Source organism: Chryseobacterium sp. KLBC 52, from assembly GCF_003347605.1.
Lineage (GTDB): Bacteria > Bacteroidota > Bacteroidia > Flavobacteriales > Weeksellaceae > Chryseobacterium.
Map to the genome: position 1 here is coordinate 202,375 of NZ_QDFZ01000001.1, position 15,279 is coordinate 217,653.

General features: G+C 36.4%; 17 protein-coding genes. 12 read left to right on the plus strand and 5 right to left on the minus strand.

Going from position 1 to position 15,279, the window contains the following annotated elements; genetic code table 11:
* Positions 1–15: 15 nt before the first annotated feature.
* Positions 16–507 carry a DUF456 domain-containing protein gene (locus tag DDF69_RS00865; RefSeq protein ID WP_114819111.1) on the minus strand — a complete coding sequence of 164 codons (492 nt, stop codon included), beginning with the start codon at positions 505–507 and terminating at the stop codon, positions 16–18.
* 79 nt (positions 508–586) lie between these two features.
* Positions 587–1,768, minus strand: a complete 1,182-nt coding sequence (locus tag DDF69_RS00870; RefSeq protein WP_185144302.1) for a carboxypeptidase-like regulatory domain-containing protein — start codon at positions 1,766–1,768, stop codon at positions 587–589.
* Between the two features lie 272 nt (positions 1,769–2,040).
* Between DDF69_RS00870 and DDF69_RS00875 the strand changes: the two genes are divergently transcribed.
* The 10 genes from DDF69_RS00875 (at position 2,041) to DDF69_RS00920 (ending at position 11,971) form a co-directional block, all read left to right on the plus strand.
* Positions 2,041–3,309 carry a mechanosensitive ion channel family protein gene (locus DDF69_RS00875; RefSeq protein ID WP_114819112.1) on the plus strand — a complete coding sequence of 423 codons (1,269 nt, stop codon included), beginning with the start codon at positions 2,041–2,043 and terminating at the stop codon, positions 3,307–3,309.
* Between the two features lie 180 nt (positions 3,310–3,489).
* On the plus strand, positions 3,490–4,209 hold the full coding sequence (locus DDF69_RS00880) for a pyridoxine 5'-phosphate synthase (RefSeq protein ID WP_114819113.1): 720 nt from the start codon (positions 3,490–3,492) through the stop codon (positions 4,207–4,209).
* A gap of 127 nt (positions 4,210–4,336) precedes the next feature.
* On the plus strand, positions 4,337–5,116 hold the full coding sequence (locus tag DDF69_RS00885; RefSeq protein ID WP_114819114.1) for an alpha/beta fold hydrolase: 780 nt from the start codon (positions 4,337–4,339) through the stop codon (positions 5,114–5,116).
* A gap of 116 nt (positions 5,117–5,232) precedes the next feature.
* Positions 5,233–5,472 carry a microviridin/marinostatin family tricyclic proteinase inhibitor gene (locus DDF69_RS00890; RefSeq protein ID WP_062674464.1) on the plus strand — a complete coding sequence of 80 codons (240 nt, stop codon included), beginning with the start codon at positions 5,233–5,235 and terminating at the stop codon, positions 5,470–5,472.
* A 53-nt stretch (positions 5,473–5,525) separates the two neighbouring features.
* A complete protein-coding gene (locus DDF69_RS00895; RefSeq protein ID WP_114819115.1) occupies positions 5,526–5,750 on the plus strand; it encodes a microviridin/marinostatin family tricyclic proteinase inhibitor in 225 nt (74 codons plus the stop codon).
* Between the two features lie 69 nt (positions 5,751–5,819).
* The gene (locus tag DDF69_RS00900) at positions 5,820–6,776 is read left to right on the plus strand and encodes an MvdC family ATP-grasp ribosomal peptide maturase (protein WP_114819116.1); all 957 of its coding nucleotides are present in this window, start codon (positions 5,820–5,822) and stop codon (positions 6,774–6,776) included.
* The gene (locus tag DDF69_RS00905; protein WP_114819117.1) at positions 6,769–7,773 is read left to right on the plus strand and encodes an MvdD family ATP-grasp ribosomal peptide maturase; all 1,005 of its coding nucleotides are present in this window, start codon (positions 6,769–6,771) and stop codon (positions 7,771–7,773) included. Before DDF69_RS00900 ends, DDF69_RS00905 begins: the two co-directional genes overlap by 8 nt.
* 258 nt (positions 7,774–8,031) lie before the next feature.
* Positions 8,032–9,045: an NAD-dependent epimerase/dehydratase family protein gene (locus DDF69_RS00910; protein ID WP_114819118.1), complete on the plus strand. Its 1,014-nt coding sequence runs from the start codon at positions 8,032–8,034 to the stop codon at positions 9,043–9,045.
* Positions 9,042–10,811 (plus strand): AMP-dependent synthetase/ligase, encoded by a 1,770-nt coding sequence (locus tag DDF69_RS00915; RefSeq protein ID WP_114819119.1) that lies wholly within the window; start codon positions 9,042–9,044, stop codon positions 10,809–10,811. Before DDF69_RS00910 ends, DDF69_RS00915 begins: the two co-directional genes overlap by 4 nt.
* 101 nt (positions 10,812–10,912) lie before the next feature.
* Positions 10,913–11,971, plus strand: a complete 1,059-nt coding sequence (locus DDF69_RS00920) for a diphosphomevalonate/mevalonate 3,5-bisphosphate decarboxylase family protein (protein WP_114819120.1) — start codon at positions 10,913–10,915, stop codon at positions 11,969–11,971.
* Positions 11,972–12,014: 43 nt separating this feature from the next.
* Here DDF69_RS00920 and DDF69_RS00925 read toward each other — a convergent pair whose 3' ends face one another.
* The gene (locus DDF69_RS00925) at positions 12,015–13,055 is read right to left on the minus strand and encodes an endonuclease/exonuclease/phosphatase family protein (RefSeq protein WP_228411896.1); all 1,041 of its coding nucleotides are present in this window, start codon (positions 13,053–13,055) and stop codon (positions 12,015–12,017) included.
* A gap of 151 nt (positions 13,056–13,206) precedes the next feature.
* Between DDF69_RS00925 and DDF69_RS00930 the strand changes: the two genes are divergently transcribed.
* Complete coding sequence (locus DDF69_RS00930) at positions 13,207–13,647, plus strand: nuclear transport factor 2 family protein (RefSeq protein WP_114819122.1); 441 nt, start codon at positions 13,207–13,209, stop codon at positions 13,645–13,647.
* A 31-nt stretch (positions 13,648–13,678) separates the two neighbouring features.
* Positions 13,679–14,056 carry a VOC family protein gene (locus DDF69_RS00935; RefSeq protein ID WP_114819123.1) on the plus strand — a complete coding sequence of 126 codons (378 nt, stop codon included), beginning with the start codon at positions 13,679–13,681 and terminating at the stop codon, positions 14,054–14,056.
* Positions 14,057–14,059: 3 nt separating this feature from the next.
* On the opposite strand, the gene DDF69_RS00940 is transcribed toward DDF69_RS00935, so the two are convergent.
* Together DDF69_RS00940 and DDF69_RS00945 are read right to left on the minus strand one after the other, a co-directional pair.
* Positions 14,060–14,443, minus strand: a complete 384-nt coding sequence (locus DDF69_RS00940) for a DUF1634 domain-containing protein (RefSeq protein ID WP_034699869.1) — start codon at positions 14,441–14,443, stop codon at positions 14,060–14,062.
* The gene (locus tag DDF69_RS00945; RefSeq protein WP_062674485.1) at positions 14,443–15,273 is read right to left on the minus strand and encodes a sulfite exporter TauE/SafE family protein; all 831 of its coding nucleotides are present in this window, start codon (positions 15,271–15,273) and stop codon (positions 14,443–14,445) included. Before DDF69_RS00945 ends, DDF69_RS00940 begins: the two co-directional genes overlap by 1 nt.
* Positions 15,274–15,279: the final 6 nt, after the last annotated feature.

Consider the following 15,279-nt stretch of genomic DNA (forward strand, 5'->3'; position numbering starts at 1 on the left):
GTTTCTTATATTTAATTAAATAACGTTAAACATATTAAGTAATACTACCAAAAACATTGCCACTCCTACCACAAAACTGAATCCGGTTCCGTAAATGAATCCAATCAGTGCTCCTTTGGTGGATCGTAAGGCTTTATTCATATCCTTGCTGTCGTGGAGTAACTCACCAATAAATACTCCTGCAAACATTCCTATCAGAAATCCCAACGGAATCGGAATAAATATCCCAACAATAGTTCCTACCACAGAACCGATACTTCCCCAACGTGTACCTCCATATTTTCTGTTGGTCTTTGCCGGAATTACATAGCTTAACACCACAGAAGCAGCTGTAAGAATTCCGAATGCCCAGATGTAAATCATCGGAAGATCCGCATCGGTCCCGAATTTATAGATCAACAGTCCGCAGATACTCAGCAAAAGACCGGGCAATACCGGAAGAAAAGTTCCTAATATTCCTATAAATAATAAAATAAGGCAGAAAATATTAATAATCGTTGTATCCATTCTTTAAAAAATTAAAGATGCAATATAAAAAAAGTGGCCTTATAAAAAGCCACTTTGAGAACTGAGTTATAAAATTTTATTACAAATTTAAGATGACGTATTCCAGAATCGGTCCTGCTTTACCGATATTTCCACTTGCATGGTTATGGAATGTGGTATAATAGATATTTCCACTGTTTGTTGTTCCTGAACATGAGCCCATATAATCGCCGTGCGCCTGATGAGCATTCCACGCATTCTGATTAATGGTAATGGTAACAGTGTTGCCACTGGCTGTATGATGGCAGATCGTCATATGATTATTGTTTAAAGACGTTCCCACAGTGATCTTAGGAGCCGTTTTATCCACGTACTTATTGGTTCTGATCATCAGCGGTTCGTTATCTTTCTGTACCAATACTTCCCAGAATAAAGGATCATAATACTGGATTTTTTGCCACAGAGACATATCATACTGGATATCTAAAGTACTAAATCCTAATGCTGAAGCCATAGCAGTATTGGAAACAGTGCAGTTGTTATACATACCGGCATTTCCATTGATATTAAAACAGATCTTCGTAAAATCCAGAAATCCTCCGGCGATACCGCAGGATTGCGCATTTTGATTCCCGCCTACCAGATAGGCAGCAGCCCAGTCTGAGCTGTAAATGCTTCCGCCGTTTGTGATAAAAGTAGAGAGATTACTGAAAACGGAAAGGTCGTTACCAGGAGAGCTGGTTCCCGTCTGTGCCAAATTACGTGAACCGCAATTCAGGAAAATAATATCATACTGAGAAATGGTGTTGAAGTTTTTTAAATCCTGATAGCTGATTTCTGTCGCCGTATAACCAAGATTTGTTATAATAGCCTCTATTTCGTCATAACTACCTTCTACATACGCTATTTTTGCAATCTGATTCAGCTTTGAATCTTTGGTGGGAACACTGGTTGTTTCATCCTTTTTTACCGTAATGGGAATCTCTGTTCTGAAATTAAGACCATTACCGGTCTGAATGTGAAGGGTTGTATTTCCTTCAGGTGCAGTAAGGCTGAATGAACCATCCGCATTGGAATAAGTGTGATAAACCTGATTTTTGCTGTCAATAGTAAATACCGTGGCGCCGCCAATCGGCTTTGTTCCGTTTTTAGCAAATACTTTACCTTCTACTATTCCGGTTACAGGTTTGGAATTTTCTGGATTCACGGAGTCATCACCTCCTTTACAGTTTACTAAGAGCACAAGGCTGCATAGTATGATGAACAAGTAATTTTGTCTCATATTTAATTGATTTTGATGGGTTTAGTTTTAACCAAATTTAATAAATTTTTAATATTAAAACACTTAAATCGTAATTTATTTTAATATTTTTTACTTATATCTGTTATTTGTAGTTAATTTTTCATTTATAATTAAGGGTTGTAGAAGATTTGATATTTTGGAGCTGAGTTTACAAATCTTTTTTATATCAAATTTTCCGGATAATAGTTTTTGGGATGAAAATTGATTATGAATAGTAAAATGATGATTCTTAATTTCATAAATTTGCTGTAATGAATGACCAGTTACAAGAAACCAAAAACTTTATACAGGAGCTGAGCGAACGGCTTTACATTTATATTACCCAGATATCACCCTCCGGGCTGGATTGGGTTTTTCATATTATTGTAAAACTGAGCTTACTTCTTGTTCTGTTTTTTATTACTGATTTTGTTTTTAAGTTCATTATCAATTCTGTATTCAGGTTATTTCATAATGAGCAGAAATTTCCGATCTTGAAATCTATTTATCAGGCTAAAATCACCAATTCTGTAGCGCATTTTGCTGCTCTGATTGCTGTAGCGGGTATCCAGGGTTCCATATTTCCGGAAAATGCACTGCCGAAGACCACCATTTTTATCATAAGATGTATCAATCTGGGATTAGTATTGATATTAGCAGGAATGCTCTACAGATCGCTGACAGCTTTCAGAAATTATTTCAGCATCAAACAGGATTTCTACAAAATTATGGCGCTGAATGCCATCTCTGAAACCGTAAAAATATTAGGACTTTTTATATTTACGGTAGTAGGTCTTTGTGTGATCTTTGGGATTAAAGGAACCACCATCGTAGGAAGTCTGGGGGCGATTACAGCTGTTTTGGTATTGGTTTTCAGAGATACTATTTTAGGATTTGTTACAGGTCTTCATGTGGCTACTTCCAAAAATCTGAAAGTAGGAGATTGGGTAAGCATTCCCAAATACAGCATCGAAGGAAATATTACGGAGATCAATCTTTTAACAACCAAAATTACCAATTTTGATAAAACGGTTTCAACGATTCCAACCTATGATCTGATGACCACCGAGATCAAGAATATGCAGGTGATGTCTGAATCTAATACCCGAAGAATAAAAAAATCCATTTACTTTAACATTAATTCTTTTAAGTTTCTGACGGATGAAGATGTTGAGCGCTTAAAGGAAATTAACCTGATTTCGGATTATCTGGAAGAAAGAACTTCGGAGATCAAAAAAGAAAAGGAAAGTCTTGAGCATAAAGATAAAATTGTGAACGGAAGACAGCTAACCAATATCGGGGTATTCCGCTATTATGCGCAGAAATATATTGAAAATGACCCGGATGTTGACAAAAACGGAACCCGGATGGTTCGTCAGCTGGAGATTACCCCACAAGGGCTTCCACTTGAAGTCTACTGTTTTGCCAATGATTCCAAATGGGAACGTTTTGAGCAGATACAGGCAGATATTTTTGACCATTTGCTGGTAGCTTCAAAAGAATTTGAACTTCAGGTAATGCAGGTAAGCGTGAAAGTGTAGACGTTAGAAACTAGATATTAGAAATTAGAGGCTAAGCTCTTTTACAACTGATGTTTAGGTAATATAATAAATATAAAATTTAATAGCGGTATGGAGGTATAATGGAAGTTATAATAATAATAATAATAATAATTTGTTATCTAACTTCTAACTTCTCATATCTAACATCTAAAATAAAAAATGACAAAACTAAGCGTAAACATTAATAAAATTGCGACGTTAAGAAATGCAAGAGGAGGAGAAACCCCAAGTGTTACAGAAGCTGCTGTAAAAATTCAGGAATTCGGAGGACAGGGAATTACCATCCATCCAAGACCTGATGAAAGGCATATTACAAGAAAAGATGTCTATGATCTGAAGCCGTTGGTTACCACTGAGTTTAATATTGAAGGAAACCCTCATCAGGATTTTATTGATATGGTATTGGAAGTAAAACCTGAGCAGGTAACGCTGGTGCCGGATGCTGATGATGCTATTACCTCCAACGCAGGCTGGGATACAAAAAAACATCTTGATTACCTTACAGAGATCATTGCAGAATTTAAAAAAGCTGGAATCCGTACTTCTGTTTTCCTGGATCCTTTACCTGAGCTTGTAGAATATGCAGCCAAAACAGGAGCAGACAGAATAGAATTATATACAGAAGCTTACGCAAAAAATTATCTTATCAATAAAGAACAGGCCATAAAACCTTATTACGATACTGCGGTTGAAGCTACTAATTTCGGATTGGGAATCAATGCCGGACATGATCTGAGCTTAGAAAATCTGAAATATTTTGCCGATACGATTCCGAATCTATTGGAAGTATCTATTGGCCATGCTTTGATTTCAGAAGCACTTTATATGGGATTGGAAAATACAGTTCAGGCTTATCTGAAGAGACTGGCAAAATGGTAATAAATAAGAAATCAGAAGTTAGAGATGAGAGGTTAGTACAACTTCAATTATATATATTAAAAATATCATAAACAGATTATGCTTGATTTATCTAACTTCTGATTTCTCACATCTAACTTCTAAAAATATGGAAATTTTAAACTCAAAAATATTCGGCGAAAATGTAACCAATACGCCACTTCTTGTATTTCACGGACTATTCGGAATGCTTGACAACTGGGGAAGTTTCGGAAAGGATCTGGGAGAATATCTTCCGGTACATCTGATCGATCTTAGAAATCATGGAAGAAGCTTTCATTCAGACAGCATGTCTCATGATGACCTGGCAAATGATATTGCCCGTTATATGGATCATTACGGAATCCAGAAAGCACATGTTTTAGGACATTCTTTAGGCGGAAAAGCAGTAATGCAGTTTGCTATAAAATATCCTGAACGTGTTGAAAAACTGATTGTTGTAGATATTTCACCTAAAGCATATCCACCGCATCATCAGGGAATTATCAAAGCACTGGAAACCGTTGACTTCAATACCGTATCTTCAAGAAATGAAGTGGAAGCTGTTCTGAACCAATATATTCCGGAAAGATCTACTGTACAGTTTTTGACGAAAAACCTGTATTGGGATGACAATAAAAAACTAGGTTGGAGATTTAATCTTAAGACATTATCTGAAAAATATACTGAATTTGTTTCCAATGCGATTAAATTCGGTGTTTTTGAAGGCGAAACCTTGTTTATAGCCGGAGCAAAATCGAATTATATCCTTCCGCAGGACGAATTCGGAATCAAGCAGCAATTCCCTAAAGCTAAAATAGTGACGGTGAAAAATGCAGGCCACTGGGTACAAGCGGAAAATCCGGTCGATTTTGCAAATGTTGTTAAGGACTTTCTTGGTTTAAATTAATTTTATACTTTGATTTTCAATATTATGTTAAAATTTTATTAAAAACATATATTATTTCTCCATGAGTTGAAATTTTTGTACTTTGGATTTTCAAAAAACAATAAAAATATTAACTTATGGAAAACAAAAATTCAAAAAAGAAGCCATTTTTTGCGTCATTCTTAGAAAAACAAGTTAAAGATCCTGAAACAGTAAAAGGAGGAGGTATTACTTCTGTACTTGCTGATCAGATTACATCAGTAATCAAAGATCATATCACGACTACAGCACTTGAAGACAGTGTTACAAAGCCTGATAATGACAATGTAACAATGAAATATCCTTCTGACGGAGATGAGGATGTTTTAGAAGCATAAGAAATATACTACAGTGTAAACTACATTATAGATCAAACCAAAACTAAAACATTATGAAAAGCAACAACTCAAAGAAAAAGCCGTTTTTCGCGTCATTCTTAGAAAAACAGATTAAGGATCCTGAAACAGTAAAAGGAGGTGGAGACATCACTCTTGCTGAAACAGATTTGATCACTAAGCCAACAATAGATACAGTAACTTCTCCAAAAGATGATATGATGCACACGCTGAAGTATCCATCTGACGGTGATGATGATACAATCTTTGTTCCATTGTAATATCAAAAGAATATTAAAATAGTAGGGGAAACTTAAATAGTAAGTTTCCCTTTTTAATAAAACCGGCAAATGATTCTCTGCATCACCCATTCACAGGATTTTTATAATATTGATCTCTTTTTTGAATACCTGAACTCCCAAAATATTCCTTACTTCAGATTGAATTCCGACCGCCTGAATCACCTTCAGAAAATCAGTATTCATGAAGATTCATTTGAACTGACGGATGAATTGGGAAATACCATTCACTCTGACACTATAAAAGGCGTATGGCACAGAAAAGCCTGGAGGATCAGTGCTCCCGAAGAACTGGATCAGGATTATGAGAAAATCTTTCTCAACGAATATGGAAGTCTGAGGTATAATCTGATGACCACTTTAGAACATATTCCCTGGATCAACCCTTATGAAAATGAAAAAAAAATAGACGGAAATAAGATATTGCAGCTGAAAATAGCACAAAGCAATAACTTAACCATTCCCAAAACCATTTTTTCCAATGATGAAGAAAAAATAACGACATTTTTCTATCAATACTGCCAGGGAAAAGCCATAGCGAAGCTTCACGGAGTTACCGCCAAAACAATGTCAGGGGAAAATATGATTTCCACTACCATCATTGAGGAAGAATCCCTGGAACATCTTTCAGATATCGCTTACTGTCCTATGATTTTTCAACCCTATATTGACAAAGAATATGAATTACGAATCGTGTATGTAGACGGTGAATTTTTCACAGGAAAAATCAATAACAGTGAAAATGCAGACTGGAGAGTAGCCCGCGAAGGGTATTTCTGGGAAGCCTACGAATTACCTGATGCTGTGAAGACCAATCTCACTTCCATGATGAAAGAAATGGGACTTTATATAGGAGCAATCGATATGATTAAAGGAAGAGACGGTGCCTATTACTTCCTCGAAGTCAATCCTCAGGGAGAATGGGGAATGCTTCAGAAAGAGCTTGGATTTCCGATTGCAGAAAGAATTGCCGACAACCTTATCAAAAGAATTAATTTCCATGAATAAAATTTTAATAATTACCCATACCGCAGATAATTTTTCCATTGAAAAAGTAACAGAATACATTGAGAAAAATAATTGTGAAGTCATTCGCTTTGATGTAGACGTTTATCCATTACAAAACAAACTATCCACTATTTTTCAGGATGGAGAATGGGTAAGTTACCTGGAAACGCCTGAAGCAAAGCATCGTTTGGATGATATTTCGGCCATCTGGTACAGAAGAGCCTACAATATCGGAAAAGGATTAAGAGAAGAAATGGACTCTAAATTTTACGGAGCGGCTATGGGAGAAATCAGAAATACTCTTTTCGGTTTCTTCGAATCTGTGGATGCTTATTCTTTAGGAAAACCGAGTGTTTACAGAAGACTTGACAGTAAGGAAGAACAATTGAAAATTGCAGATAAGTTAGGGCTCACCATTCCGGCAACCTGTCTTACCAATAATCCTGATGAAGCAAGGAAATTTATTGTAAAACATCAGAATGTGGTGGCCAAAATGCAGACCGGTTTTGCCATTTATGAAGATGGAGTAGAAAATGTAGTGTTTACGAACGTTGTGGGTGAGGATAAACTGGAAGAGCTGGATTCATTGTTGTATTGTCCTATGCAGTTTCAGCAGATGATTCAGAAGAAAAAAGAACTTCGTATTACCATTGTAGGTAGAGACGTTTACGCATTCGAAATAGATTCCCAACAGTCTGAAGATGCCAAAGTAGACTGGAGAAAAGACGGCGTTAATCTGATTGATAAATGGAACAGAACAGAACTTCCGGCAGATGTAGAAGCAAAACTCCTTGAACTGCTTGATGTTTATCATGTAGATTATGGAGCTATAGATATGATTGTTTCCCCTGAAGACGAATATTATTTCATCGAGATCAACGCAGCAGGAGAATTCTTCTGGCTGGATAATCTTACAGAAGGAAACCTTATATCAAAGAGTATTGCAGATGTTCTTTGCGACAAAGCGCCAAGAAGAAATAATGAAGTAATGGCTTAAGCAAGAAAGAAATTTTACATATAAAAAGTCCTGAAAGTTATCAATCCTTTCAGGGCTTTTCAGTTGGATACCCTTTTGTGATTTAAATTTTCCGGTTTGTGGTATCCGGAATGATAATATTGGTTAAATTAAGTTGAATTATGCTTTAAAAATCGCAAATTTGCAAAAACGGTTTTTCTAAAGAATTTTTACCGATCCGGAAGAATTGCCGGATAGAAAATATTGTTATATTTTAGTCAGCAATCAAGAAAATAATTAATGATTTTTGTAACGGGTGCTACCGGAATTCTGGGAAGAATAATTGTACTGGAACTTCTTAAAAGAGGGAAAAGTGTACGTGCTTCCAAACGACCGGGCAGCAATTTAAACGAAGTAAAGCATTCATACAGCTTTTATACGGAGAATCCTGACGATTTTTTTAATAAAATTGAATGGATTAACGTAGATTTTGATGATCTCGATTCTTTAAAAACTGCACTGCAAGGTGTAGATGAGGTGTATCACTGTGCTGCAAAAGTAAGTTTTCATCCCAAAGATGAAAAAGAAATGTACCATACCAATATCAAGGGTACAGAAAATCTTTTGTTTGCCTGCGAAGGATCAGACGTTAAAAAATTTCTCCATGTAAGTTCTGTTGCTGTTCTCGATAATTTCAATGAAAAAGGAGAACTGGACGAAGATTCTGACTTTAATCCGAAACTGGAACATTCTGCCTACGCCATCTCTAAGCATTTGTCCGAAATGGAAGCATGGAGAGCCTCTGCAGAAGGCCTGAATGTGGTGATCATCAATCCCGGAATGATTGTAGGAAGCGGAAACTGGAGTCAAAGCAGTGGTGAGCTTTTCTCAACCTTCGAAGACAATAGCTTTACTTTTTCAGGAGGCTCTGCCTACGTTGACGTAAGAGACGTTGCCAATACGGCTATCGGATTAATGGAAAATAACCTTTTCGGAGAACGTTTTATTATTGTTGCTGAAAATAACAGATATGCAGACCTTGCCAAACAGGTAAGAACCCGATTGGGACTTAAAGATGCAAGAATTCTTTCACAATCTGTACTCAATATCGGAAGAGTAGCCAACACCCTTTTCGGATGGCTGATTCCCAAACTGAAGATGGTCACCAAATCAAATATTGAGGCCATCTCTTCATTCAACACCATTTCCAATCAAAAAGTCAAAGAAAAGCTGAATTACCAGTTTATTCCTGTAAAAGAAAGTATAGACTTTCACCTGAACAATTATATTAACGACAAAAAGCTGAAGAAATGAATCTTGCAGAGGCAATTATCCTTAAAAATGTAGAAAAACATCCTATAAAAGCGGCCATCGGATTTAAAAAGAAAGATGCAGCCTGGAAAGAGCTGAGCTGGAAAAAATTCAGTGAAATTATTTTTAAAACAGCCAATGCTTTAAGAGAATCCGGAGTTCAGGAGAATGACAGAGTCGCTATTTATTCAGACAATTCATCAGAATGGATGATCATGGATCTGGCTTCAATGGCTATCGGGGCAGTTACAGTACCCATTTATTCCACGAATAATGCTGAGCAGGCAGAACATATCATCAACGATTCCGGTGCTAAAGCCATTTTAGTAGGAAATCAGATGCAGTACGATGCCTGTCTTGAGTTTTTACATAAAGAAGAAAATAACCTGGAAACGATTATTGTTTCCAAAAAAGCGGTTTGGATCAAGAAAGAATTCAACAGTTTTTATCTTGAAGATTTCATTGCAAAAGCTTCACCGGAACTGGAGATCTGTAAGAAAGAAAATGATGATATTGCTACATTAATCTATACTTCCGGAACTACCGGAATTCCAAAAGGAGTAATGCTTACCCATGGGAATTTCATCAAAGCATTTGATTCACATTTTGAATTTTTTAAGTTTAAAAACTTTGAAGAAGAACTTTCATTAGCATTTTTACCTTTAAGCCATGTGTTTGAAAGAAGCTGGAGTTTACTTTGTTTATACGGTGGTGCCCGTGTGTACTTCCTTGAAGATCCGAAAAATGTCGCCAAAGCACTGGAAGAAGTAAAACCTACTGCCATGTGTGCCGTACCGAGATTTTTCCAGAAAGTATATGCAGGCGTTTTGGAAAAAGCAGAAGAAGGTTCATCATTAAAGAAAAAAATCTTTGACTGGGCGCTTAAAACAGGTTGGGAAACTGCCGAATTAAGAAGAAATGAACAACCCATTCCTTTTGGATTAAAATTCAAAGATGCCATTGCAGACCGATTGGTTTTCAGTAAAATAAAAGAAAAAATGGGTGGCAGACTTTGGTTCTTACCTTGTGGTGGAGCTTCATTGTCACCGGAAGTGACCCGTTTCTTTGAATCAGTGGGCATTCACGTGACTGTTGGATATGGATTAACGGAAACTACTGCTACCTTAACTCTTTTCCCTCTTACTCATTTTGAACATGGGACCAGTGGAAAACCACTTCCGGGAGTAGAAATGCGTATCGGAGAAAATGATGAAATCCAGGCCAGAGGGAATGGAATCATGAAAGGATACTACAATAAACCTGAAGAAACCCAGAAAGTATTCACAGAAGACGGATGGTTCAAAACCGGTGATGCCGGAAAATTTGATGATAAAGGAAACCTTATTATTACAGACAGAATCAAAGACCTGATGAAAACTTCCAACGGAAAATACATCGCTCCGCAACAGATAGAAAACCTTCTGACCAACAATAATTTTATCCAGCAGATCATGCTGATTGCGGAAGGAAGACAATTTGTTTCAGCATTGATTGTTCCTAATTTTGAGTTTTTACAGGATTATATTAAAAAGAATAATATTCCTTTTACCAATTGGGAAGAGGCTGTAAAAAATGAAAAGATAGTTCATCTTTATAAAGAGAAAATAAAAGAATTACAGGATCATCTTGCAGACTATGAAAAAGTGAAGAAATTCACTTTAATGCCGGCAGAATTTGACATCAATACAGGAGAAATCACTCCTACACTGAAAGTCAAAAGAAATGTAGTGATCAAAAAATATGCAGATATTATAGAGAAGATGTACTAAAATTTTTTTGACCTCCTGTTTTCACGTCAATCACAACTGAAGATGTGAAAATTCAAAGAATTTTTGACAGGTTGGTTCAAAATAATGACTTAAATTAAACTATGACAACACAAGATTTTATAGGAAAAGAAAATTTCATCATTCATACCCAAACGGTTTCAGAAAGCTGTCCGTCTAATATTGCCCTGATTAAATACTGGGGGAAATATGCTGATCAGATTCCTGCAAACCCAAGTATCAGCTATACTTTAAACCATTGTAAAACCAATACTTCAATGGAGTTTATTGCAAATGAGCCTTTTTCAGTGCAGACTTTCCTGGCTGGAAATGAAGAAGTGAAGTTTGCCGAAAAAATTGAAAAATATTTCAGAAATATAGAGCAGTATCTTCCGTGGATTTTAAAAGGGAAATATATTATCAGAACAGAGAATACATTTCCACACAGTTCCGGGATTGCCAGCTCAGCTTCAGGATTTGGAGCTATTGCAAAATGTCTTATGGCATTGGATGCTTCGTTTACGGAAAAAATTTCTGAGGAAGAATCTTTGAGAAAAGCTTCATTTTTAGCAAGATTAGGAAGTGGAAGTGCGTGCAGAAGCTTATATAACGGTCTTGTTGTATGGGGAAAAACTGATGAGGTAACTGGAAGCTCAGACTTGTTCGGAGTACAGTATCCAGATACCGAAATTCATGAAGTTTTCAAAAACTTTAATGATTGGGTATTGTTAATTCATGAAGGACAGAAAAGTGTTTCTTCAACAGTAGGACACGGTTTGATGAATAGCAATCCTTATGCAGAAAGAAGATTCCAGGAAGCGAGGGAAAACTTTGTCCCCATGAAAGAGATCCTGAAAAATGGTGATATGGAACGTTTTATCAAGTTGGTAGAACATGAGGCACTTACATTACATGCAATGATGATGATGAGTGATCCTGCTTTTATTCTGATGAAAACAGGAACATTGGAAGTCATCAATAAAATCTGGGATTTCAGAAGAGAAACCGGTCTTCCTTTATTCTTTACACTGGATGCAGGAGCTAATGTTCACCTTCTGTTCCCGACTAATGGCTCTGAAGAACAGATCAAAACCTTTATTGAAGCTGAATTATTACAACATACTCAGAAAAATGGAGTAGTGAAGGATGTGATGAAATTTTAAATAAGAATAAATATTCAATAGGAGTGGGCTTTAGCCCACTTTTTTAATCCTCAGTAACAACAGTTTCCCGTTCTCCATCTTCTTTCTTTCCTTCCTCTATCATGATTTCAGCCTCTGCTTTTTCTTCAACAGTTGCTGTTTCTATAAGCTCTTCCTGTTCATTATTGTGATGATCTATAAAAAACTCGCAGTATACCGGAAGGTGGTCTGAACCAAAATTTTCCAAGGTCTTCAGCTGTTTAATAAAAATATCTTCACTGTGAAACATCAGGTCAATAGGAAACCTTAAAAGACGGTATTTCGCATGAAAGGTAGAAACAAAAGAATGCCCGATTCTGGGATCTATAAGATGACTCGTTTTTCTGAAAAGTACAGATGATCTCGACCATGCAACATTATTGAAGTCACCTACCACTATAACAGGTTTTTTGATGTCTTTCACACATTTGGCTGTGCTTAGAAGATCGCCGTCTCTTTCCTTTGAGGTTTCTTCTTCTGTAGGACTCGGTGGAGGCGGGTGTACCCCAAAGAAAACAAAAGAAAAACCATCAGCTGTTTTCATGTGGATCTCAATACTCGGAATATCATCAGCCACAAAATAATGAGTCTTTGCTTCTTTGATTTCAATTCTGGAATAAAAATGCATGCCGTAGGTATTTTCAAGAGTTACCTTATGTTGATAAGCATATTCTTTTTCTAAAGATCTCAAGGCTTTTTCCCAGTCACCATTACTTTCCATAGTCATGAAAAAATCAGGATTATATTTTTTAACAAGGCTAATGAATTTCTCATACTCTTTATTGAACTGATAAACATTGGCAGAAATAAAATGCAGTTTATCAGAGGACCTGTGGCGTTGTCGGTGTTTTTTTACGGGATAAAAATGGGTGTATCTGATCAATGTTTGACCGTGATGAATAAACATAACCAACAGAAGGCCCTGGTAATACCAGAAATATTCTGTAGAATCTGTAAAAAAACCTAATATAAAAGTGAAAAAGATAAGATAAGTGACCTGTATTTTAGCAAATTCCGGAACTCTGAATATCCAGTGAGAATGCTGAATTTTTGGTAATATTGTCATGACCAGAAGAAGTATGGCCAGAATCAGGTAAATAATCCACATATAAAAACTCTGAAATAATTTTGATTACAATTTAAGAAAAATGATTTTTAAAATTTGTTAATCTATTTAAATTTTATTTTATCTATTTTTATTTCTTAAAATCCATCATATGAAAAAAATGGCCGGTATTCTTCTGCTTGTGAGTATTTCAGTTTTTGGTCAGCAAAATCAGGATATTGAAAAACCTATCCGTAACCTGTTTCTGGGCATGAAAAATGCAGATCCGGAATTGGTAAAATCAGCTTTTGCGGAGAATGCAGTGCTTCAAACCATCACAAAAGACGGTTCTGTGAAAAGTGATAGTATACATGATTTTGTTACTTCAGTTTCTAAGTTTCCAAAGGGAGATTTGGAAGAAAGAATTATCGTAGAAGCCATTCATACAGACGGAAATCTGGCAAGCGTGTTTACGCCTTACTCTTTTTATTTCAAAGGAAAATTATCACATTGCGGAGCTAATAGTTTTCAACTGGTGAAGCAGAATAGCGAATGGAAAATTCAGTATATTATTGATACCAGAAGAAAAGATAACTGTAAAGAAATACAATAATAGAATTAAGAAGTAGATTAAAATTAAAAAAATGAAAATCCATCATATCGCCATCATCTGTTCAGATTATGCCGTTTCAAAAAAGTTTTATACGGAAATTTTAGATCTGAATATCATCCGTGAAGTATACCGCGAAGAAAGACAGTCTTATAAACTTGATCTTGCTATAGGAGATCATTATGTGATTGAGCTGTTTTCCTTTCCCGATCCTCCCCAACGGCCGTCACGTCCCGAAGCATGTGGTTTAAGGCATCTCGCTTTCTCGGTAGAAAATGTCACTGAAAAACGAAATGAGCTGGTAGCAAAAGGATTAATCTGTGAAGAAATACGCATAGACGAATTCACCGGGAAAGAATTTTTCTTTACCCAGGACCCCGACCAGCTGCCGTTAGAGTTCTATGAAATGTAAAAATTAGTGCGCGTAACCTGCAAAGAAACTCACCGCCATAATCGCTAAAACAATAGAAGAAATGACTACATATACGTAGTCTTTTTCTTTTAAATAGCCTATTAAAGCGAAAACAATTCTCATCAGAGGTGTGAAGATCAGCAAAAGAATACCCAGCTGAATGATAGCTGTACCTTCTCCTTTACATAGAGAATCCCAGAAATGTCCCCAGACCTTTTCAGAAGAAGTACCTACCACAAGGCTGGTATATTTTTCGGGCATTTTAAAACCTTCGAAAAATAACTTGATAAAACCGATCAATGATGTAGCCACAGACAGAATAACACCCAGTCTCAGAAGATTTCCTACCGAACGGTTCAGATCTACATCTGTAAAATTCTTTTTCATTATCTGAAGCTTTTGTTGATACCGTTATACATCATGTAAATTGAAAGAATGGTAATCACAATGGCAAAAAATACTTTTAATTTTTTGGTCTTGGATACCATCAGGGTTTTTGATCCGATAAAACTTCCGATGACAACTCCTATCAATACAGGAGCTACAATTACCGGAATAATTTCACCTCTCTGGAAATAGATCAGGGCACTGGCTACTGCCGTTACTCCAATCATGAAATTACTGGTAGTGGTAGATACTTTGAAAGGAAGTTTCATCATATTGTCCATCGCCAATACTTTTAAAGCACCGGAACCAATTCCTAAAAGCCCGGACATTGCCCCTGCAAACATCATCATCAAAAACCCAGGTACGGTATTTCTTGCAGAATAGCTTTTCAAAATACCTTTATCAGGGAATGTTCCGTACAATTTCAGTTTCTCTTCAAGACTTCCTTTCACCAAAGGTTCCTGATGATCCGGTTTTCCTTTAAGATTTAAAATAACTGTTAGAAGAAGAATACTTGCGAAAATAATTCCGATGGTATTAGGGTTAAGCATTCCTGAAACCAGGGCTCCAATAATTGCGCCTGCGGTGGTGGCTATTTCGAGAAACATCCCGATTCTCATGTTGGTAAAACCTTCTTTTACGAAAGCTACAGCCGCACCGGAAGATGTTCCGATCACAGAGATGAGCGAAGCACCGATAGCATAATGCATTGGAACGCCAAAACCTAGCGTTAATAAAGGAATGATGATAACTCCTCCTCCTAAACCCGTAAGTGAACCTAAAAGACCCGCCGAAATTGCGCCAAGGAAGAGTATGATGATTTCTGACATACTACA

Coding starts and splice junctions, on each gene's coding strand:
- DDF69_RS00945 (WP_062674485.1), bottom strand. CDS start 15,273: ATGTCAGAAATCATCATACTCTTCCTTGGCGCAATTTCGGCGGGTCTT.
- DDF69_RS00920 (WP_114819120.1), top strand. CDS start 10,913: ATGACAACACAAGATTTTATAGGAAAAGAAAATTTCATCATTCATACC.
- DDF69_RS00940 (WP_034699869.1), bottom strand. CDS start 14,443: ATGAAAAAGAATTTTACAGATGTAGATCTGAACCGTTCGGTAGGAAAT.
- DDF69_RS00895 (WP_114819115.1), top strand. CDS start 5,526: ATGAAAAGCAACAACTCAAAGAAAAAGCCGTTTTTCGCGTCATTCTTA.
- DDF69_RS00935 (WP_114819123.1), top strand. CDS start 13,679: ATGAAAATCCATCATATCGCCATCATCTGTTCAGATTATGCCGTTTCA.
- DDF69_RS00880 (WP_114819113.1), top strand. CDS start 3,490: ATGACAAAACTAAGCGTAAACATTAATAAAATTGCGACGTTAAGAAAT.
- DDF69_RS00865 (WP_114819111.1), bottom strand. CDS start 507: ATGGATACAACGATTATTAATATTTTCTGCCTTATTTTATTATTTATA.
- DDF69_RS00915 (WP_114819119.1), top strand. CDS start 9,042: ATGAATCTTGCAGAGGCAATTATCCTTAAAAATGTAGAAAAACATCCT.
- DDF69_RS00905 (WP_114819117.1), top strand. CDS start 6,769: ATGAATAAAATTTTAATAATTACCCATACCGCAGATAATTTTTCCATT.
- DDF69_RS00890 (WP_062674464.1), top strand. CDS start 5,233: ATGGAAAACAAAAATTCAAAAAAGAAGCCATTTTTTGCGTCATTCTTA.
- DDF69_RS00910 (WP_114819118.1), top strand. CDS start 8,032: ATGATTTTTGTAACGGGTGCTACCGGAATTCTGGGAAGAATAATTGTA.
- DDF69_RS00885 (WP_114819114.1), top strand. CDS start 4,337: ATGGAAATTTTAAACTCAAAAATATTCGGCGAAAATGTAACCAATACG.
- DDF69_RS00900 (WP_114819116.1), top strand. CDS start 5,820: ATGATTCTCTGCATCACCCATTCACAGGATTTTTATAATATTGATCTC.
- DDF69_RS00870 (WP_185144302.1), bottom strand. CDS start 1,768: ATGAGACAAAATTACTTGTTCATCATACTATGCAGCCTTGTGCTCTTA.
- DDF69_RS00875 (WP_114819112.1), top strand. CDS start 2,041: ATGAATGACCAGTTACAAGAAACCAAAAACTTTATACAGGAGCTGAGC.
- DDF69_RS00925 (WP_228411896.1), bottom strand. CDS start 13,055: ATGACAATATTACCAAAAATTCAGCATTCTCACTGGATATTCAGAGTT.
- DDF69_RS00930 (WP_114819122.1), top strand. CDS start 13,207: ATGAAAAAAATGGCCGGTATTCTTCTGCTTGTGAGTATTTCAGTTTTT.